Source organism: Streptomyces sp. CLV115 (genome assembly GCF_038448545.1).
Lineage (GTDB): Bacteria > Actinomycetota > Actinomycetes > Streptomycetales > Streptomycetaceae > Streptomyces > Streptomyces sanglieri.
Window position 1 is genome coordinate 1 of sequence record NZ_JBCEWQ010000100.1, and the last position, 20,518, is coordinate 20,518.

Sequence of the window (20,518 nt, forward strand, 5' to 3'; positions counted from 1 at the left end):
GGAAGGGACGCCCGCGAAGGAGCCGGTGCGGGGGCCGGCACGAAGGCCGGTGCGAGGAGGACCAGCACCGGAGCCAGTACGGCCGGAGCCGGAGCCAGCACGGGAGCCGGCACGGGGGCTGCCATGGGAGCCGGCACGGGGGCCGATGCAAGGGCCGGAGCCGGCACGTGGGCCAGTACGAGGGCCGATACAGGAGCCGGTACGAAGGCCGGCACCGGAGCCGGTGCAAGGGCCGAAGCCGGTACGGGAGCCGGTGCCGATGGCGCCTCCGCACGCCGCGGCGGCGGGCGGCGCGCCCGCGAAGGGGCCGCTCCCCGGCGCCCCGTTCCGCTTCGCCGGGGCCGCCACCCGGGCCGGGCGGCTGCTGTGGGCCGCCGGGCCCGCGCTGCGCGGGTCGTGGCTGGTGGCGTTGGTGCTGGTGGCCGTCGGGGCCGTCGCGCTGGCGTACGGGGCCGGGGCCGGGGAGGCGGTCCGTCCGCTGCTCCTCGTCGTCGCGCCGGTGCTGCCGCTCGCCGGGGTCGGCCTCTCCTACGGCCGGCACGCGGACCCGATGCACGAGATCACCGCCGCCACCCCGTCCGGCGGGCTGCGGCTGCTGCTGACCAGGGCCGCCGCGGTGCTCGTCGTGAGCATCCCGGCGCTCACCCTCGCCGGGGCGTCGCTGCCCGCGTCCGCCGGCCGGCCCGGCGCGGCGGCCTGGCTGCTGCCCGGGCTCGCGATGACGCTGGCGGCGCTCGCCCTCGGCTCGTACGTCGGTTGCCGCACCGGCGCCACGTCCGTCGCCGTGGCCTGGGCGGGCGCCGTCGTCCTGCCCGTCCTCGCCACGTCACCCCCGGCCGCCCTCGCGGCGGCGACCGGGGCCGCCCGGTACTTCGCGGGCCCCGCCGCACAGGCCGGCTGGGCGGCGGGCGCGCTGGTGTGCGCCGCGCTGCTCGCCGTACGCCGTAGATCCTTCGACCATCTGGAGACGTTGTGAGCGTGAACGCATGAGCGGCACCGAAGCCGTGAACACGGTCGAGGTCAGGGCACTGACCGTCCGGCACCGCAGGACGACCGCGCTCGACGCCGTCGACCTCGATTTCACGCCCGGTGTGCACGGGCTGCTCGGGCCGAACGGGGCGGGCAAGACCTCGCTGATCCGGGTGCTCGCCACCGTCGCCGCACCCTCCGGCGGCCGGGTGGAACTGCTCGGCAGCGAGGTCGGCACCGGGTCGGACCACCGCAGCCGGGCGGCGGTCCGGCGCAGGCTCGGCTATCTGCCGCAGGAGTTCGGCTACTACCCGGGCTTCACGGTCCGCGAGTTCGTCTCGTACGTGGCCTGGCTCAAGGAGCTGGACGCGGCGACGGTCCCGGCGGCCGTGGAACGCGCGGTGGCCCGGGTGGGTCTGGCGGACCGGATCGACGCCCGGGTGAAGACCCTGTCGGGCGGCATGGTGCGGCGCGTCGGCATCGCCCAGGCGATCGTCAACTCCCCGGACCTGCTGCTGCTCGACGAGCCGACCGCCGGCCTCGATCCGGAGCAGCGGGTCGAATTCCGGGCGCTGATCCGGGAGCTGGGCCGCTCCACCACCGTGATCGTCTCGACCCATCTGGTCGAGGACGTCGCCGCGGCCTGCACCGATGTGACGCTGATCGAGGCGGGCCGGATCGCGTACCGGGGTACGACGCGGGAGCTGACGGAGCTCGGCGGCGCCGAGGACGGCGGGGCCCGGCAGCCGGACGGCAACCCGATCGAGCGCGGCTACACCGCCGCGCTGCGGGCGCACCGGGCGGCGGTGGCGAACCGATGACGGATCCCGGAGTACTCGTACGCCGCCTGACGCACACCGCCCTGCGGGCCGAACTCCGGCGCGGGATCGCCCCGTGGACCGGTCTCGCCGTGGTCCTGACCCTCCTCGTTCCGCTGTGGAGCAAGGCACCCCAGTGGCAGGGGAACTGGGGCGACACCCAGACCCAGCTGCGCGCGGCGACGGCGCTGCTCGGTGGGCCGCTCGTCGCCGCGGCCGCCTGCTGGCAGGGCGGCCGGGAGTACCGTCGCCGCACTGCCGAACTGCTGCTCTCGGTCCCGCGCGGCCGGCTCGCGCAGGCGACGACGGCAGCGGCGCCCATCGCGCTGTGGGCGGCGGCCGGGTATCTGCTCGCGCTGGGCGTGGTGTTCGCGGCGACGGCTCCGTACACCGGGGCGGGCGGGCCGTCCCTCTCGGTCGTCGTCGCGGATCTCGGCTGTCTGCTGTCCATCGCCGTCGTGGGCTTCGTCGTCGGCCGGCTGGTGCGGTGGCGGCTGATCGCACCGGTGCTCGCGGCCGGTCTCTACGTCCTCCTGGGCGCCCCGGGCTACATGGAGTCGGACGTCCGGTTCCTGAGCCCCGCCGAGCAGTACCCGCTGGACGGGTCCGTCCCGGTGTGGTGGTTCGCACCGGTCCTGCTGGCCTGGACCGGCGGCATCGCCGTCGCCACGCTGCTCGCGTACGCGGCCCGGCGGCGCGGCCTGGCCGTCGTACCGCTCGCCGTGGCGGTCACGGCCGGTGCGGTGATCGCGCACACGGGCACCGGTCTGTTCCGGGACGACCCGGCCGTGCGGCACCGGGTCTGCTCGGCGGCCGCACCCGGCACACCGCAGCTCTGCGTGCGGGCGCCCGACGCTCCGCTGCTGCCCCGGATGTCCGAGGCCCTGTCGGGAATGTTCTCGCGCCTGGAAGGAGTGCCGGGCGCACCGGTCAGATACGTCACCCCGGAGTTCGGCCCGAAGGACGGCGAGGCTTCCCTCGGGCACGTGGTGCGCGGCTGGGGCATCACACGGAACGAGCTGACCGATCCCCACGGCTACCTCGCGAACACCGCCATGACCCTGGCAAGCCGCGACTGTCCGGAGCCACGGGCCGAGGTCGTCGGCAAGGAGGCCGCGCGGGTGGAGCGCACGGACGACGCGGTGCGCAGCTGGCTGGCCGACGAGGAGTCGCTGTGGTTCCCGGACTCGCGCTACCTCGCCCGCCTGAAGGATCTGCCGGACGCCGAGCGCAGGGCCTGGCTCGGCCGCTACCTGGCCACCCGGAAGAGCTGCACGCCCGCGGAGGTCCCGGCCCTGTGAGCATCCAGCCGCTCCTCTACCTCCGCTCCCGCGCCCTCCCCCTCACCGCCGCCACCCTGGCCGGCATCGCCCTCGTCGCCGCCCGGGCCGCCGACTGGCTCCAGGACCAGCCCCACTTCGACCACACCGCCCGTGTCCCGGTCGTCGTGCTGGCCCCGCTGCTCGCCTCCTCGGCGATCGGCACCGGCCTGCACGCGCACAGCGACGAGCTGGACCGGACCGCCGTACGCCGCTGGTGGCCGCGCCGGCTGCTGCATCTGCTGGTGCTGACCGCGGTGACGGCGGGGGTGCTCGCGGCGGCGGTCCCGGGGCACCCGGAGGAGTTCGGCGTGCCGGCCATGGTGCGCAACGTGCTCGGCGCGACGGGGGTGGCCGCGGCCTCCGCCGCGCTGATCGGCGCCCGGCTGAGCTGGCTGCCGATGACGGTCTACGGCGGCGCCGTCTACCTGGCGGCGCCCCGCGCGCCGGGCGGCGCGGCGGCCGTGTGGGCCTGGCCGATGCAGCCGGGCCCGCAGGGTGCGGCGTGGGCGGTGGCCGTGGCGGCGTACGCGGCCGGGGCCGCCCTCCTGGTGGTGCGCGGCGCACGCCCGGAGCCCGGGTGACCGGCCGGTTCCCTCCGGGCACTCGGCGCGGATCCGGCAATCCGCTGGCACCGGGCCGCGCCGACCGGCCAGGATGGCCGGGAACCTGCCCGCCACCCGCCGGAGACCCGCACCATGCCCCACATCCATCACTCCGACACCTCCTCCCCCGTCGTTCTCGACCGCCGCGAAGGCCCGTACGGCGAGGTCGTGCTGCGGGAGCGGGGTGAGGACTTCGAGATCATCGCCAACGGGTGCTTCCTGATGGACACCTCCGACGGGCGCTCCGAGCGGCTGCTGATCGATGCGGCGCTGGCCGCGCTGCCGCCCGGCCGGACCGCTCCGTCGGTGCTCATCGGGGGTCTCGGCGTCGGCTTCTCGCTGGTCCGGGCCGCCGCCGAGCCGAGGTGGGGGCGGATCGTCGTGGCCGAGCGGGAGCAGGCGATCGTGGACTGGCACCTCCAGGGGCCGCTGGGCACGATCTCCGGCGCGGCGCTGGCCGATCCGCGGACCGGGATCCTGACGGCGGATCTGGTCGAGTACCTGCATACGACTACGGACCGTTACGACGCTCTGTGTCTGGACATCGACAACGGGCCGGACTGGACCGTCACCGAGGGCAACACCGGCCTGTACTCCCCGGCCGGTCTGGCGGACTGCCGGGAGCGGCTGACGCCGGGCGGCGTTCTCGCGGTGTGGTCCGCGCAGCCGTCCGCCGACTTCGAACAGGCCTTGCGGAATGCCGGATTCGATGGGGTAAGGACTGAAGAGATCACTGTTGCCCGAGGTGTTCCCGACGTGGTGCATCTCGCACTTCGGACAGCCTGAGTTCCCCCATCGGGTATCGCCGGCCCCCGGAAGTCCGGGGGCCAAGCGTCACAAGACCGACACTCCGCCACCTCTTTGCGTCCGAGGCGTTACACCCTGCGTAGCCGAGAGCAGTCCACTGCCTTTACGCTGCTGACCGGTAACGGGATCACCCACGAAATCCACAAGCGAAGACCGTGCGTCCGGGGGAATGGCCCCCGCGAGAACGGGCAGGGGCGGGGCGATGGAACAGACACACACCACCCACAACGGTGTCGCGGCCACCCCGGGCGCGCAGCGCCGGGTGCTGGTGGTCGAGGACGACGCCACGATCGTCGAAGCCATTTCCGCCCGGCTGCGGGCCGAGGGCTTTCTGGTGCAGACCGCACTCGACGGCCCCGCGGCGGTGGACGCGGCCGAGGCGTGGCAGCCCGATCTGATGGTGCTCGACATCATGCTTCCCGGCTTCGACGGCCTGGAGGTCTGCCGTCGGGTCCAGGCCCAGCGGCCGGTGCCGGTGCTGATGCTGACCGCGAGGGACGACGAGACGGACATGCTGGTCGGTCTCGGCGTCGGCGCCGACGACTACATGACCAAGCCGTTCTCGATGCGCGAGCTGGCGGCCCGGGTCCACGTCCTGCTGCGCCGGGTCGAGCGCGCGGCACTGGCCGCGGTGACGCCGCGCAGCGGGATACTGCGCCTCGGCGAGCTGGAGATCGATCACGCGCAGCGCCGGGTCCGGGTGCGCGCCGACGACGTCCACCTCACACCGACCGAGTTCGACCTGCTGGTCTGCCTGGCCAACACCCCGCGGGCGGTGCTCTCCCGGGAGCAGCTGCTGGCCGAGGTCTGGGACTGGGCGGACGCCTCCGGCACCCGTACGGTCGACAGCCACATCAAGGCGCTGCGCCGGAAGATCGGCGCGGAGCGGATCCGTACCGTGCACGGTGTCGGCTACGCCCTGGAGACCCCGGCTCCATGACCCGGCCCGGTTCCGGACTGCGTCCCTTCTCCGTCAAGGCCAAGATGAGCACGCTCGTCGTGGTCTCGGTCTTCATCACCACCGGGCTGCTGATGGTGGCCGTGCGCACCAGGACCGAGCTGCGGTTCATCACGGTGTTCTCGGTGATCGCGACCCTGCTCATAACTCAGTTCGTCGCGCACGGCCTGACCTCGCCGCTGGACGAGATGACGACGGTGGCCAGGTCGATATCGCACGGCGACTACACCAGACGGGTGAGCGGCGCCGACCGGCGCGACGAGCTCGGCGACCTGGCCCAGACGATCAACCGCATGGCGGACGATCTGGAGGCCGTGGACCGGCACCGCAAGGAGCTGGTCGCCAATGTCTCGCACGAGTTGCGAACACCCATCGCGGCGCTGAGAGCCGTGCTGGAGAACGTCGTGGACGGGGTGTCCTCGGCCGATCCGGAGACCATGCGTACCGCTCTGAAGCAGACCGAGCGGCTCGGCAGGCTGGTGGAGACGCTGCTGGACCTGTCCCGGCTGGACAACGGGGTGGTCACGCTCAAGGCCGGCCGCTTCGAGGTGTGGCCCTATCTGTCGGGCGTGCTGAAGGAGGCGAACCTCGCCGCCGGGCACCGCCGGCTGTCGTCCGGTTCCGGGAACCACACCCGTAAGGACGTACATCTGCACCTGGACGTGTCGCCGCCGGAGCTGACCGCGCACGCGGACGCGGAGCGGCTGCACCAGGTGGTGGCCAACCTGATCGACAACGCCGTCAAGCACAGCCCGCCGCACGGCCGGGTCACCGTGCTGGCCCGGCGCGGGACCGCGCCGGAGTCCCTGACGCTCGAAGTCATGGACGAGGGGCCGGGCATCCCGGAGTCCGAGCGGTACCGGGTCTTCGAGCGCTTCAACCGCGGCGAGGTGTCCTCCCCGCACGGCCCGGGCAGCGACGGCGGGACGGGCCTCGGCCTGGCGATCGCCCGCTGGGCGGTGGATCTGCACGGCGGACGCATCGGCGTGGCCGAATCCGTGCGCGGCTGCCGCATTCAGGTCACTCTTCCGGGGATCCCTCAGCAGCGAGGTTGACATAGGGTTCGAACCGGAAGGGCACGTTCTGCGTGTTCCGTTCAAGGGGTGCGGCCCAGTGGGCCGCAGCCGCGCTGCCACGTACCCAAAACAAAGCGGAACTGTGCTTGTTTCCCGCCAATTCCCGCACCGAAACCCGCCTTCCGATGTGACTTGCGCGACGAAGACCGGCCCGGCCTGCGTGGAACGGCCGGGGAGGCGTAGCCTTGATTTCCGCTGTCCATCACCTTGTGAAGCGGAAGAGGGCGGTTGCCGCCGTGTCGTCTCAGTCCCCCAGTAACTCGAGCATCTCGACCGACCAAGCCAGCCCGGGTTCGAACCCGGCCGCTGCTTTCGGGCCCAATGAGTGGCTCGTCGACGAGATCTACCAGCAGTACCTCCAGGATCCCAATTCGGTCGATCGCGCCTGGTGGGACTTCTTCGCCGACTACAAGCCGGGTACGTCCGGCACGGCGGACAAGCCCGTTCCCGGCGCTCCGGCCGCGGTGACCCCGGCCGCACCCGCGCCGGCCACCCCGGCCCAGACCCCGGCCGCACCCGCTCCGGCCCCCGCGGCTCCGGCCCCCGCACAGGCCGCGCCCGCCGCCGCTGCCCCGGCAGCCCCGGCCAAGGCCGCTCCGGCCGTGAAGGCCGCCGAGCCCGCCCCGGCCAAGGCCGCGGCCGCGCCGGCCACCGAGGCCCCGGCCGGTCCCGAGTACGTGACGCTGCGTGGGCCCTCGGCCGCCGTCGCGAAGAACATGAACGCCTCGCTGGAGCTGCCGACGGCCACGTCCGTCCGCGCCGTCCCGGTGAAGCTGCTCTTCGACAACCGCATCGTCATCAACAACCACCTCAAGCGCGCCCGGGGCGGGAAGATCTCCTTCACGCACCTCATCGGCTACGCGATGGTGCAGGCCCTCAAGGCCATGCCGGCGATGAACCACTCCTTCGCGCTGAAGGACGGCAAGCCGACCCTGGTCAAGCCCGAGCACGTGAACCTCGGTCTCGCCATCGACCTGGTGAAGCCGAACGGCGACCGCCAGCTGGTCGTCGCGGCCATCAAGAAGGCCGAGACGCTCAACTTCTTCGAGTTCTGGCAGGCCTACGAGGACATCGTCCGCCGCGCCCGCAACGGCAAGCTCGGCATGGACGACTTCACCGGCGTCACCGCCTCGCTGACCAACCCCGGCGGCATCGGCACCGTCCACTCGGTGCCCCGCCTGATGCCCGGTCAGGGCCTCATCATGGGCGTCGGCGCGATGGACTACCCGGCCGAGTTCCAGGGCACCTCCCAGGACACCCTGAACAAGCTGGGCATCTCCAAGGTCATGACGCTGACCTCGACGTACGACCACCGGGTCATCCAGGGCGCCGCCTCCGGCGAGTTCCTGCGGATCGTCGCCCAGCTGCTGCTCGGCGAGAACGAGTTCTACGACGAGATCTTCAAGTCGCTGCGCATCCCGTACGAGCCGGTCCGCTGGCTGACGGACATCGACGCCTCGCACGACAACGACGTCACCAAGGCCGCGCGGGTCTTCGAGCTGATCCACTCCTACCGGGTCCGCGGCCACGTCATGGCCGACACCGACCCGCTGGAGTACCGCCAGCGCAAGCACCCCGACCTGGACATCACCGAACACGGCCTCACCCTGTGGGACCTGGAGCGGGACTTCGCGGTCGGCGGTTTCGCCGGCAAGTCGCTGATGAAGCTCCGCGACATCCTCGGTGTGCTGCGTGAGTCGTACTGCCGCACCACCGGCATCGAGTTCATGCACATCCAGGACCCGAAGCAGCGCAAGTGGCTCCAGGACCGGGTGGAGCGCCCGCGCGCCCAGCAGCCCGAGCGCGAGGAGCAGCTGCGGATCCTGCGCCGGCTGAACGCCGCCGAGGCGTTCGAGACGTTCCTGCAGACCAAGTACGTCGGCCAGAAGCGGTTCTCGCTGGAGGGCGGCGAGTCCGTCATCCCGCTGCTCGACGCGGTCATCGACTCCGCCGCCGAGGCCCGCCTCGACGAGGTCGTCATCGGCATGGCCCACCGCGGCCGGCTCAACGTGCTGGCCAACATCGTCGGCAAGTCGTACGCGCAGATCTTCCGCGAGTTCGAGGGCAACCTCGACCCCCGGTCGATGCACGGCTCCGGCGACGTCAAGTACCACCTGGGCGCCGAGGGCACCTTCACGGGTCTGGACGGCGAGCAGATCAAGGTCTCGCTGGCCGCCAACCCCTCGCACCTGGAGGCGGTCGACCCGGTCCTGGAGGGCATCGCCCGCGCCAAGCAGGACATCATCAACAAGGGCGGCACGGACTTCACGGTCCTGCCCGTCGCGCTCCACGGCGACGCGGCCTTCGCGGGCCAGGGCGTCGTCGCCGAGACGCTCAACATGTCGCAGCTGCGCGGCTACCGCACCGGCGGCACCGTGCACGTGGTGATCAACAACCAGGTCGGCTTCACCGCCGCCCCGGAGTCCTCGCGCTCCTCGATGTACGCCACCGACGTGGCGCGCATGATCGAGGCGCCGATCATCCACGTCAACGGCGACGACCCCGAGGCCGTCGTCCGGGTCGCGCGGCTCGCCTTCGAGTTCCGCCAGGCGTTCAACAAGGACGTCGTGATCGACCTCATCTGCTACCGCCGCCGCGGTCACAACGAGGGCGACAACCCGGAGTTCACCAACCCGCAGATGTACACCCTGATCGACAAGAAGCGCTCGGTGCGCAAGCTCTACACCGAGTCCCTCATCGGTCGCGGCGACATCACGCTGGAAGAGGCGGAGCAGGCGCTCCAGGACTTCCAGGGCCAGCTGGAGAAGGTCTTCGCGGAGGTCCGCGAGGCCACCTCGCTGCCGGCGCCGGCGCACACCCCCGAGGTCCAGCCGGAGTTCCCGGTCGCCGTGACCACCGCGATCTCCCCGGAGGTCGTCAAGGTCATCGCCGAGTCCCAGGTCAACATCCCCGACCGGATCACCGTCCACCCCCGTCTGATGCCGCAGATGCAGCGCCGCGCGGCCTCGGTGGAGAACGGCACGATCGACTGGGGCATGGGCGAGACCCTGGCCATCGGTTCGCTGCTGATGGAGGGCACCCCGGTCCGGCTCGCCGGCCAGGACACCCGCCGCGGCACCTTCGGCCAGCGGCACGCGGTCCTCGTCGACCAGGTGACCGGCGAGGACTACACCCCGCTGCTCTACCTCTCCGACGAGCAGGCCCGTTACAACGTCTACGACTCGCTGCTCAGCGAGTACGCGGCGATGGGCTTCGAGTACGGCTACTCGCTGGCCCGTCCGGAGTCGCTGGTCGTCTGGGAGGCCCAGTTCGGTGACTTCGTCAACGGCGCGCAGACCGTCGTCGACGAGTTCATCTCCTCGGCCGAGCAGAAGTGGGGCCAGACCTCCGGCGTCACGCTGCTGCTGCCGCACGGCTACGAGGGCCAGGGCCCGGACCACTCGTCCGCCCGCCCCGAGCGCTTCCTCACGCTGTGCGCGCAGAACAACATGACGGTCGCCATGCCGACCCTGCCGTCGAACTACTTCCACCTCCTGCGGTGGCAGGTGCACAACCCGCACCACAAGCCGCTGATCGTCTTCACCCCGAAGTCGATGCTCCGCCTCAAGGCGGCCGCGTCGAAGGTGGAGGAGTTCACCACCGGCAGCTTCCGCCCGGTGATCGGCGACGACACGGTGAACCCGGCCGACGTCCGCAAGGTCGTCTTCTGCGCCGGCAAGGTCTACTACGACCTGGAGGCCGAGCGTACGAAGCGCGGCGTCACGGACACCGCGATCATCCGTCTGGAGCGCCTGTACCCGCTGCCGGGTGCCGAGCTCCAGGCCGAGATCGCCAAGTACCCGAACGCCGAGAAGTACCTCTGGACCCAGGAGGAGCCGGCCAACCAGGGTGCGTGGCCGTTCATCGCCCTGAACCTGATCGACCACCTGGACCTGGCTGTCGGCGCGGACGTCCCGCACGGCGAGCGCCTGCGCCGCATCTCGCGCCCGCACAGCTCGTCCCCGGCGGTCGGCTCGGCCAAGCGCCACCAGGCCGAGCAGGCACAGCTGGTCGCCGAGGTCTTCGAGGCCTGACCGGTCGCTGTACGCAGAAGGGCCCGGGCCCCCGCGAGTTGCTCGCGGGGGGCCGGGCCCTTCGGTCCGTCCGGCAGGCTCTCAGACGATCGGGGGCTCGAAGTCCCAGTACGGGCGGTTGCGCGAGCGGGCCGAGACCGTATGCACGTGCTGGGCGCCGAGGGTGGTGGCCAGGTCGCCCAGTGCCTCGTTCTCGACCTTCTCGGCCCGCTGCCTCTCCCGTACGCCACGCAGGTCCGCCGCGTGGGCGATCCGGGCGGAGAGGGTCAGCGGGTGGGTCCGTCCGAGGGTCTCGGTGGCCCTGACGATGACCGCGTCGGTCAGCGCGGCCGCGGATTCCGGGTCTCCCACCAGGTTGCGCAGCGCCGAGGCATTGATGGCGCAGCCCAGGGTCCAGGGGTGGTACTCGCCGACGGCCTGCGTCAGCGCGGCCAGGGCCCCTTCCAGGAGGGCGTGTGCCTGGTCCCGCTCGCCCACGTTGCGCAGGATCAGGGCGTGGTTGGCCCGTGTTCCCGACACGAAGGGGTGCTCCTCGCCGAGCATGTTCAGGTAGCCGTCGACGACCTTTTCGCTTATGGCCCTGGCCTGGTCGATGTCCGCGTGCTCGCGGGCGAAGCAGCTCTGGCCGGCCGCGAACATCATGGTCAGTGGGTCGTTCTCGCCCAGCACGCGTTCGCATCGCTCCAGGACCCGGGTGAACAGGGCCGAGGCCTTGGCACGCTCGCCCGAGCGGTAGTGGCACAGCGCGAGGTTGTACTCGGCCCGCAGGGTCTGCGGGTTGTCGTTCCCGAGGACCAGCCGGTGCACCCGGGCGCTCTGGTTCTGGAGCGACAGTCCGTCGCTGTAGCGGCCGAGCAGCCGCAGGTCGGTGGCGTAGTTGGTCTGGGAGGACAGGGTCCAGTTGTGGCGCTGGCCCAGGAACTGCCGACGGGCTTCCAGGGTGCGCTGGTTGAGGTCCAGCGACTCCTGGTACCGGCCGAGGAGCCGCAGCGAAACGGCCAGGTTGTTCTGCGCGTTGAGCGTGCGCGAGTCCTGGTCGCCCAGCAGCTCGCGGTAGGCGGCGAGGACCCAGCCGGACATCTCCAGCGCCTCGTCGTACCGGCCGAGGCCGCGCAGGTCGGCGGCGAGGCCCCCGGCGGCACGCAGGTGCTCCAGGTCCTGTACGCCGCGCTCGGTGCGCAAATGGTCCACGGCGGCGCGTTCGATCGCCTCCGTGCCGGCGTAGTCGCCGACGGCCCGCAGCAGGTTGGCGTAGTGGTAGCTGAGGTCCCAGATCCTGGGGTGGTCCTCGCCGAGGAGTTCCCGCCAGGCCCGCATGGCGCGTTCGCCCAGCTTGATGCCGGCCCGGTACTCCCCCGAGAGGTACATGTAGCGCAGGCAGTTGAGCACCAGGGACTGCACCGCCGGGTCGGTGCTCCGAAGCACGTCGGCCCATTTCAGGTGCGGGGTGATCTCGGCGTAGGCGGGCCACAGGCGGGTGTCGGTGGGCCTGCCGGGGTCCGCGGCGGCGAGCGCCCGCCGGACGACGTCGATGAACTCCTTGCGATCCCGCTCCGTCATGTCGTGGCCGACGATCTGGTGGACCATGCGGTGCATGTAGAGCGATTCGCCGGACGACGCCTCTTCGACGGCCGACTCGTGGGACTCCAGCCGGACCACGGAGTACTGGCGGAGCTGGGCGATCGCCTTGTTCCACAGCAGCGGGTCGTTCAACAGGCCGGAGACCTGTTCCGGCAGCTCCCCCGCGGGCATCTCCTTCAGCAGCCGTACGGGGATGGAGCCGGGTGCGAAGAAGCTGCACAGGCGGAGCAGGTCGACGGACTCGGGGACGGTGTCCTTGAGCTTGTTCAGCAGTATCGACCAGGCGGTCTGGAAGGCGAGCGGAAAGTCCGCGGAGACCTTGACGACGTCCTGGTCGATGCCGCCCTCAAGGAGTTCGATGTACTCCTCGACCGACAGGTCGGAGTCGTTCAGCCAGCCCGCGGTCTGGTCGAGGAGGAGCGGGAGGTCTTCGAGCGCGTGGGCGAGCCGGTCGGCCTCGGCGGGGTTCAGGCGCGGGGCACGGCGCCGGACGAAGGCGACCGACTCGTCCCTGGTGTAGACGGGCACCTCGACGAGGTTGCTGTTGTGCTCGCCCCACTCCGGGTTGCGCGAGGTGATCAGGACGTGTCCGGGGCCGGTCGGCACCAGGTCCCAGATGTTCTCCGGCTCGTCGGCGCCGTCGAGGACGAGGAGCCAGTGGGAGTGCGGTTCGCCGCGGCGCAGCGCGTCGCGTACCGCGCGCAGCCGCTCGCCGTACTCGACACCGGTGGACAGGCCCAGTTCGGGGGCGAGTTCGGCGAGCCGCTGGCGGTAGAGCGCACGCCGGTCGGCGGGCACCCACCAGACCACGTCGTACTCGGAACCGAAGCGGTAGACGTACTCCGCGGCCAGCTGGGTCTTGCCGACGCCGGACATGCCGTACAGCGCCACGACCCCGGCGCCGGACCCGGCGTCCTGGAGCGCCTGGTACGTCTTGTTCAGCAGTTCCTCGCGTCCGGTGAACCGGGTGTTGCGCCGCGGCACCCCGCCCCACACCTCGGGGGTGTCGGCCGGGTACCGGGGGCCCGGCCGGTGCTCGACCGGCTCGGGCAGCGGGTCGGTGGGCAGGCCCAGGCGGACCAGGAGACGCCGCTCGGCCTCCTCGGCTCCGACGTTGGTGAGGTCGGCGGCGGCGAGGGCGGAGGTGGCGCCGGGCAGGGCCGAGGTGGTGAGGCAGACCGCGGCGAAGCGGTCCGGGTCCGGGGCGACGACCTCGCGCAGCGCCCGGTTCCACTCGTCGTGGCTGCGCGGGCCGAGCTGGAAGTACCAGTCGCTGAGGATCACCAGGACGCGGCCCCTGGAGAGCGTCAGGTCCCGCAGCGACTCCTCCAGCGGCACCTCCACCGGGGGATCCCAGCGCTGCTGGACGACCGTCACTCCGCGCCGCTCCAGACGGTCCCCGATCCAGGTCGCCCAGGCGCGGTTGAATCCGGCGAAACTGATGGTGACGGTTTGCGCCCCGGTTGCTCCAACTTGCCTACGCGTTCCGGGCATTCAACCGTCTCCCTGCCTCGATTCGAGCTTGTCAACATACACCGGAGCCTGGTCGTTCCGGCGGACAATCCCGGGGTCTCGCACGGCCTTCACGGGCCGTTCCTCTGCTGCCATATCACCTTGGTGGTGGCCACGTACGCCTGCGCGCGCGCGAGGTGCCCCGCAGGAGGCGGACAATCGTCCAGACGGTGGTAGAGCGCGATCATCTCGTTGACGAGTATTCGGCCTTCGCGGGTGAGCGCCGCCGATCCGGCCAGTGCGGGGAGTACGGCGCCGACCTGTTCGCGGCATCGGGCGTGCTCGGCCCAGGCCAGGTCGCGGTGGGTGACGCGTCGCGCGCAGAGGGCGAAACGCTGCCAGTAGTCGGCGAGCGCGAGGTGCGAGTAGGCGCCCTGGAGGAGGCCGTCGAAGGGGCGCGGGTCGGGGCGCCAGGGGGCGAAGTGGCGCGGTTCGGCGTCCTCGTGGTGCAGCGGTACGAGGGCGCAGAGCGCGGCCAGCTTGGTGTGCTGGAGTTCGTGGACGAGGGTGGAGGCGAAGTAGGCGGGGGTGGCCGGCCTGCTGCTGAGGACGGCGCCGAACGCTTCCCGCCTGGTGCCGCTGCAGTGTGCCGCGCTGTCGCCCGCGGGCCCGGAACCGGGTGGCGGGCCGAGCGGGACCAGGCAGCGCAGCAGGACCGCCACCTCGGTGATCCGGTGCTCGCCGCCGACGCGGAGCAGTGGTGCCACTCCGGCCCAGGACTCGGCCCAGGTCTTGCGCGCGTGGTCGTCGATGCGGGTGGCGGTGCTCAGCCCGTGCGGTTGCGGGCGGCGGCCGTCGGTGCGGTACGGGTCCACGTCGTCCAGCGGCACGGGGCCGATGCCGTGTTGCCCTGCGGGCAGGGCGAGCACCGGCAGCCAGCGCGGATCGGCCGACCCGGTCGTTCCGTCCGGGTCGGTGTGCGCGACCAGGGGCGGCCCGGTGGGGCTGTCACGCAGCGTCAGTTCGCCGTCGGAGGAGGTGACATCGACCGTGCCGGACGCCTCGTGGGCCGTGCGCAGGGCGCCCAGGGTGGGCAGCGGCAGGAGCCCGTCGTGCGCGGTGAGCCGGGTGGTGAACGGGATTCCGGCACGGATCGCGGCTGCGGCCGCCAGGGCGCTCAAGTGGTCGAGATCCGCCCGGAGTCCGGGGTCGGGGGCGAGGCCGGACGCGGGGCCCGGGCCGACGAGTCCGCGCAGGCAGCGCTGCGCCCAGGGGCCCGCGAGGGGGTACAGCAGGACGGTGCGCACGGCGGTCCGGTCGGCGCGTTCGGCCTTCTCCAGCAGGGCCCAGTCCCGGCGGAGACGGTCGAGGTCGCTGGACGGGAGGACGGTCGTGGGGGCCGCCCCGGCCGCGTCCAGCAGGGCCCGCAGCAGCACGAGCCGGCGGGTGTCCTGATCGCGTACGAGTATGCGCAGGGTGTCGGCGTCGCCCTCGGTGCGGCCGAGTCGACGCAGCATGTGGTCCGGGAGTGGGGGGATCATCGGCGTTCTCCTGCGGTCGCGTCGGACAGCCGGGCCGCGACATGGCGTACCAGCCGTTCGAGGTCGGCGCAGTAGACGGACGGGTTCGCGAAGCCGTTCTCTGCGCGGTAGCGGTGTGCGTAGTGGCCGCCACCGCAGACGGTCAGCAGCGGGCAGGCCCGGCAGGTGGCGGCGAGCGCGTCGGCGCCTGCCCGGCGGGCGGCGACGCCGGGGTGGCGCAGGGCGTCGTCGAAGGTGTGGCGGAAGACGTCGAGACCGGTGGCGGCGGCGGTGTCGTAGGCGGACTTGAGGGAGTCCACCTGCTCGATCGTCCCGTCGGTCTCGACCACGATCGCGTCGACGGGGGCGAGACCGAGCGATTCGGTGGCGGCGGGCAGGCCCAGCAGCAGGGCGATGCACTCCTCGAAGAGCCGGATCCGGGTCTCCCGCCGTCCGCTGCGCCACCAGCGGTCGAAGACGGTGGTGAGCCAGTCGCCGTACGGGGTCGGGCGGCCGGGCCCGGTGACCGTGCGCGGCAGGCCCGGTGGGGGGTTCGTCCAGTTGCCGTGCGGCAGCAGCAGGTCCAGGGCCGGTGGGCGCAGGGCGAGCAGCGATTCGTACATCTCGACCGGGTCGGTCCGCGGGTCGACGACGGTGAGGATGCCCGCGTAGGCGTCGGGGTGGCGGTCGGCCAGGAGCCGGGCGCCGCGCGAGGCGGCGGGCCAGGAGGGGCGTCCCGCGTGGTCGGTGCGCTGGGTGTTGTGGGCGGCCAGGCCGCCGTCGAGGCTGATGCCTATGCGTATGCCGTGCCGGGCGAGAGTGGCCGTGCGTGCTTCGGTGAGCAGCGTCGCGTTGGTCTGGACGGTGGTGTGGACGGTGCAGCCGGCGGGCGCCAGGGCACGTACCCGGCCGGCGAAGGCGGCCAGCCGCCCGGCGCCCGCGAGGAGGGGTTCGCCGCCGTGCAGGACGAGGGCGGCCTCGCGCAGTCCGTGGGCCGCCACGTGTTCGGCGATGCGGTGCGCGGTGCGGTCCAGGACGGCGGGTGCGGCGGCGGCCGGGCGGTCGCGCCAGGTGCGGTCGGGGCCCGCGTAGAGGTAGCAGTAGCGGCAGGCGAGATTGCAGCGGCCGTGCACCTTGACGATGAACTGCCCGAAGGCGGGCAGGAGTCGGTGGTCGTCGGGGCACGGGGGCGTTTTCGGCGTCGCCTGTCGAGACACTCCCGCACCCCCGTGCCGTTCGCATCCGCCGGCACGGCCCCCGTCGCCGCCCCGGGGCGAGTATCCCTGGCCTGCGGCGGCGACAAACCCGTGCCCTGTCACGATGTCCTGTTCAACCGGGCCCCCGGACCTGAATCGTGCGGCCACGGCACCCTTCTCCCGGGTCCGGGCCGCGAGCGGAGGCAGACGGCGGCCGTCAGAAGGAGTTGTTGAACCCCCACAGCATCTCCCGCGGCTGTTCGACCCGCCCGCGCAGATCCGCGACGACCTCGGCGAGCACCGGATGGTCCAGTGTCCGCAGCGACTCCAGATCGAGCGCCAGCAGGTCGGGCAGCGCGTCCGCTCCGCCGGAGGGAACACCCGGCGGAACGCCGTCCGGGATGTTCTTGTGCACCGTCTCGCTCATCACGCCTCCCCGTAACACCCCTCGTGCCCGAGCCGGCGCGCTCGCCCTTGAGCGCCCGGTCGGGCCCGTGTACCCGATGGTCCGTGCGCCGGCACTGATCCCGCGTACCGGCCGCCAATGTACGGATGCCCCGCAGGACCCGGGCTACGCCTTGCCGGACCTGCCGTCCACCGGCGTCGGTCGTACGCCGGTCACACGGTGGCGGGACTCCGCACGCCGGCCGCCTCCCCTCAGATGCCGTCAGCGCTCCAGCTCCGCCAGCCGCTCGGCGGTCGACCCGCCCGCGGATCCGCCGCCGTCCGGCAGCTTGCGCCATTCCTGGCGGGCCGCCCGGTACGCCCCGCGGGCCGCCCGGGGGCGTCCCGCTCGCTCGTACGTCATGCCCCGCCAGTGGTTGGCCGTGGCCGCCAGCTCGACGGCTTGCCAGACCTGTTGCGGGCTGTCCGGTTCCTCCTCCGCCGCGCCGGCCGCCTCCGCCGCGCTCCGGAACGCCTCGGCCGCCTCGTCGAGCCGGGCCGGGCGTCGGAGCACCCGGGCGGCGTCGAGGTGGGAGCGGCCCAGTTCCAGCCAGCAGTTCGCCTCGGTCAGCGGGTCGGCCGCTTCCTGGGCCGCGAGGCCGAAGAGGTGCTCGGCCTCGCGGAGGTCGACCCGGTCCTCGGTGGCCTGGTGCCGGAGCATCAGCGCGCGGCCCAGCATCAGGAGCCGCCCGGCCTGGCGGGTGCTGCCCGCGGGCGTCTCCGTGCGGCAGTCGCGCAGCACCCGGATCGCGGCGCCGATGTGCGGGCGGCCGTCCGGCAGCCGGGCCCGGCGCAGCAGGGTGCCGCCCCATTCGGCGAGCAGGTCGGCGTGGGCCCGCGAGTCGCGGGGCACGCCCCGTGCGGCGTGGGCGAACCAGTCGGCGGCGGCCACGAGTTCGTCCGGCTCTCCGGTGTGCTCGTACCGGGCGACGCGGATCCGGCCGGCCCTGATCCGGAGCGTGGCGAGCTGCCGCTGGTCGCGTACGGTCGCCAGGGCCTGCTCGACGAGTGTCGCGGCCTCGTCCGGCTCCTCGCCGGAGCCGAGGAGGGCGTCCACCAGGTCGAGCAGGATGCGCACCTCGGTGCCGAGGGTGTGCCGGCCGCCGCCCTGTCCGAAGGCGGTGCGCAGGGAGCGGGCGGCCTGGCCTGCGTACACCCGGGACTGTTCGGGGTCGGCGGTGGCACCGGCCAGCTTCAGCAGGGTCCGTCCGTGCGCCAGCGGCAGGGTGGTGGGGCGGTTCTCCTGGTCGGGCCAGACATCGGCGAACGCCTCCAGCATCCCGCACGCGGCCTGGAGCAGGGCGGTGTCGCCGTCGAGCCGCCACTGCGCCTCCAGGGCCCGGACCCGCTCCAGGGTCAGCCGGAGGGCCTCGGCCGGGTCCAGGCCGGGGGCCGAGCAGGCGGCCGTGTACTCGCGGTCGGCGCGGCGCAGCAGCTCCAGTGCGCCGTGCCGGTCGCCGCGCCGCCGCCGGTCGTCGGCCGCGGCGTGCAGCACCTTGGCCAGTACCGCCCGTTCGCGTACCGCGGCGGGTTGTGCGGCGGCCCGTTCGGCGGCGTACTCGGCCTCGCGGAGCAGTTCGGCGTCGCCCTGGACCTCCCACAGGCGCAGTACGCAGCGGGAGTACTCCGCCCACAGCCCGGGGTCGGTGTCCGGCTGCTCCTCGCGTTCGGCGGCGCCGCGCAGCAGCTGCACCGCGTCGATGAGGTACTGCACCATGCTGTCCGACTCGAACTGCCGCAACAGGGCGCGGGCGCTCGCCACCGCCGCGCGCGAGGTCCGGTCGGGGCCCGGACCGCCACCGTGTCCGGTCTGCATCACGAACTGCTCGGGCAGGGGCATGAAACGCTCCAGTACGCGGACCGCGACCTCGGCGAAGGGGTGGGGGACGCGCGACCCGCCGCCTGTGTCGCTCTCCCCGTTCTCACCGGCCTCCTCGATCTCCCTGTCGGGTGCGCCGTTCTCCGAGGAAGCCGCGCCGTAACCGGCCGGCGCCGGCATGTGTCCGCGTGCGCGCGGGCGTTCGCCGAGCTGGGCGAAGGCCAGGGCGGGGAAGTTCGGCCCGCCCTTCCCGAACCGCTGCTCGATGTACTGCGAGCAGTGTTTGAGGACGAGCAGTGCCTCGTCGCGGCCCAGCGGGCCGAGCAGCGCCTCCCGGACGCCGGGCACGAATTCGTACCACTGGCCGTCGTGCTCCCCGCCGTCCGCGTTCCTGCTGCGCGTCAGCAGTCCGCTGAGCAGCACCTCGGCGAGTTCGGAAGGGCCCGAGTGGGGCAGCATCGTACGTTGCACCAGCTGCATCACGGGGAGGTGCAGCGGGGCCGCCGCGAGGTAGACGGCCAGCTGCCCGGCGGCCGGTGAGGCCGCCGAGCGGAAGCGGCTGACCAGCTGGAGCGAGGAGAGTCCGTCGCCGGCCCGCTGCGCGGCCGCCGCCGGCTGATCGGCCCGCACCCAGCCGACCGCACCGGAGATCTGCCCCGATCCGGCGCCGGAGAGCAGCCTCGCCCAGGCCGCCAACGCCCCCTCCACCGGCGGGAGTACGGGCACGGCGAGGGCGCCGGGGTGCACGGCGGGGCCCATGCCCGGCTGCTCCACGACCTTGAGTACGGCGGCTCCGCCGGGGCCGTCGCCCCGGGACAGCGAGCCGTAGGTGACCGGCAGCCTGGTGCGGTTCCACATCCGTTGCGGCAGTGGCTGGAGTACGGCGGCCGGGGCCTGGGCGGCCAGCTGGTGCAGCAGCCGGTGGGCCCGGCCGCTGTGCCAGAGCGGGCCGGCGCAGTCGCTGACCAGGACGGTGACGCGGCGGCCGGTCGGATCGCTCAGCCGGTCCGCGGAGTTCAGCGGCGCCGCGGCCGGGTCGGGGCTGCGGCTCACCGCGGCCGCGCCGTCCGGGCCCTGGTGCAGATAACGCACCTGGACGTCCCGGAATGCTCCCAACTGGCCGAATATCTGCTGGAGTTCACCGAACATCCGGTCCCACACCAGCATCGAGGACGAGGCGTCCATGACGCACTGCAGGACCGCCTCGCCCCGGGACGCGCCCCGGAACACCGGGATGATCAACCCCCCGGCGCGGGCGCTGAGTTCGGCGGTGGCCGTCTCGTCGAGGGTGCTGCGCAGGGGTGGCGACGCGGGGTGGTAGCGCTGCAACGGCCTGAGCGCCCGCTGGAGTTCGAGCGGGGCGGGCAACGCCGGGGCGGCGGGCACGCCGAAGGTGAGCTCTGCCGTACGCCCCTTGCGGGCACCGCCCGTCCCCGTGCCGGACGGGCCGCCGGAGCGGGCCCGGCCAACGGGGCCGGTGCGGGGTGCGGGGTAGAGCGTGATCCGCCGGTCCGGGTCTCCCGGGTCCGCCCTCGGCAGGGGTTCGTCGCCCGGCATGTCGGGCGCGGGCCGCACCGGGCCGGGCGCGGGACCGGGGTCGGGACCGGGGTTGCCGGGCCGCCCTTCCGGGCGCTCCTGGGGGAGGTGGACGTCCGGGACGTACCCCTGCCCCTCGGCATCCGCCGGTGGCGCTTCCGGGTGGCGGGCCCAGCGGGCCAGCCAGAGCGCGTCGCGCAGCTGCTCGACGTCGGGGTCGAGCCCGGCCTCGCGCAGCCGTGCCACGAGGGCGGGGTAGAGCCCCGCGTCGTCGGGGCCGGGACCGGGGCCGCCGTCGTGGTGTTCGCCGTCGGGACCGGGGCCGCCGTCGCCGTCGTGGTGTTCGCCGTCCGGACCGTGTCGTGCGCCGGCGCCCGCCATCAG

Annotated in this window: 13 protein-coding genes; 8 read left to right on the top strand and 5 right to left on the bottom strand. The window is 73.0% G+C overall.

The window, feature by feature from the left end; genetic code table 11:
* Positions 1-259: 259 nt before the first annotated feature.
* The 8 genes from AADR41_RS28085 (at position 260) to AADR41_RS28120 (ending at position 10,586) form a co-directional block, all read left to right on the top strand.
* Positions 260-976: a hypothetical protein gene (locus AADR41_RS28085; protein ID WP_342284201.1), complete on the top strand. Its 717-nt coding sequence runs from the start codon at positions 260-262 to the stop codon at positions 974-976.
* A gap of 10 nt (positions 977-986) precedes the next feature.
* The gene (locus AADR41_RS28090) at positions 987-1,790 is read left to right on the top strand and encodes an ABC transporter ATP-binding protein (protein ID WP_342284202.1); all 804 of its coding nucleotides are present in this window, start codon (positions 987-989) and stop codon (positions 1,788-1,790) included.
* A complete protein-coding gene (locus AADR41_RS28095) occupies positions 1,787-3,088 on the top strand; it encodes a hypothetical protein (RefSeq protein ID WP_342284203.1) in 1,302 nt (433 codons plus the stop codon). The genes AADR41_RS28090 and AADR41_RS28095 overlap by 4 nt, the downstream gene beginning before the upstream one ends.
* On the top strand, positions 3,085-3,690 hold the full coding sequence (locus tag AADR41_RS28100) for a hypothetical protein (RefSeq protein ID WP_342284204.1): 606 nt from the start codon (positions 3,085-3,087) through the stop codon (positions 3,688-3,690). Before AADR41_RS28095 ends, AADR41_RS28100 begins: the two co-directional genes overlap by 4 nt.
* A gap of 114 nt (positions 3,691-3,804) precedes the next feature.
* Positions 3,805-4,497 carry a spermidine synthase gene (locus AADR41_RS28105; RefSeq protein ID WP_342284205.1) on the top strand — a complete coding sequence of 231 codons (693 nt, stop codon included), beginning with the start codon at positions 3,805-3,807 and terminating at the stop codon, positions 4,495-4,497.
* A 223-nt stretch (positions 4,498-4,720) separates the two neighbouring features.
* Entirely contained in the window at positions 4,721-5,458 is a 738-nt protein-coding gene (locus tag AADR41_RS28110; RefSeq protein WP_124716425.1) for a response regulator transcription factor, read from the top strand.
* Complete coding sequence (locus tag AADR41_RS28115) at positions 5,455-6,531, top strand: HAMP domain-containing sensor histidine kinase (RefSeq protein WP_342284206.1); 1,077 nt, start codon at positions 5,455-5,457, stop codon at positions 6,529-6,531. Before AADR41_RS28110 ends, AADR41_RS28115 begins: the two co-directional genes overlap by 4 nt.
* Before the next feature lie 257 nt (positions 6,532-6,788).
* The gene (locus AADR41_RS28120) at positions 6,789-10,586 is read left to right on the top strand and encodes a multifunctional oxoglutarate decarboxylase/oxoglutarate dehydrogenase thiamine pyrophosphate-binding subunit/dihydrolipoyllysine-residue succinyltransferase subunit (protein WP_342284207.1); all 3,798 of its coding nucleotides are present in this window, start codon (positions 6,789-6,791) and stop codon (positions 10,584-10,586) included.
* An 81-nt stretch (positions 10,587-10,667) separates the two neighbouring features.
* On the opposite strand, the gene fxsT is transcribed toward AADR41_RS28120, so the two are convergent.
* From fxsT to AADR41_RS28145, 5 genes are all read right to left on the bottom strand, one after another.
* A complete protein-coding gene (gene fxsT, locus AADR41_RS28125; protein WP_342284208.1) occupies positions 10,668-13,661 on the bottom strand; it encodes an FxSxx-COOH system tetratricopeptide repeat protein in 2,994 nt (997 codons plus the stop codon).
* An 89-nt stretch (positions 13,662-13,750) separates the two neighbouring features.
* Positions 13,751-15,160 carry an aKG-HExxH-type peptide beta-hydroxylase gene (locus AADR41_RS28130; RefSeq protein WP_342284209.1) on the bottom strand — a complete coding sequence of 470 codons (1,410 nt, stop codon included), beginning with the start codon at positions 15,158-15,160 and terminating at the stop codon, positions 13,751-13,753.
* Positions 15,157-16,302 carry an FxsB family cyclophane-forming radical SAM/SPASM peptide maturase gene (locus AADR41_RS28135; protein WP_342284221.1) on the bottom strand — a complete coding sequence of 382 codons (1,146 nt, stop codon included), beginning with the start codon at positions 16,300-16,302 and terminating at the stop codon, positions 15,157-15,159. Before AADR41_RS28135 ends, AADR41_RS28130 begins: the two co-directional genes overlap by 4 nt.
* A gap of 250 nt (positions 16,303-16,552) precedes the next feature.
* Positions 16,553-16,762 (bottom strand): FxSxx-COOH cyclophane-containing RiPP peptide, encoded by a 210-nt coding sequence (fxsA, locus tag AADR41_RS28140; protein WP_342284210.1) that lies wholly within the window; start codon positions 16,760-16,762, stop codon positions 16,553-16,555.
* A 240-nt stretch (positions 16,763-17,002) separates the two neighbouring features.
* Complete coding sequence (locus AADR41_RS28145; protein WP_342284211.1) at positions 17,003-20,515, bottom strand: SAV_2336 N-terminal domain-related protein; 3,513 nt, start codon at positions 20,513-20,515, stop codon at positions 17,003-17,005.
* Between the last annotated feature and the right edge of the window lie 3 nt (positions 20,516-20,518).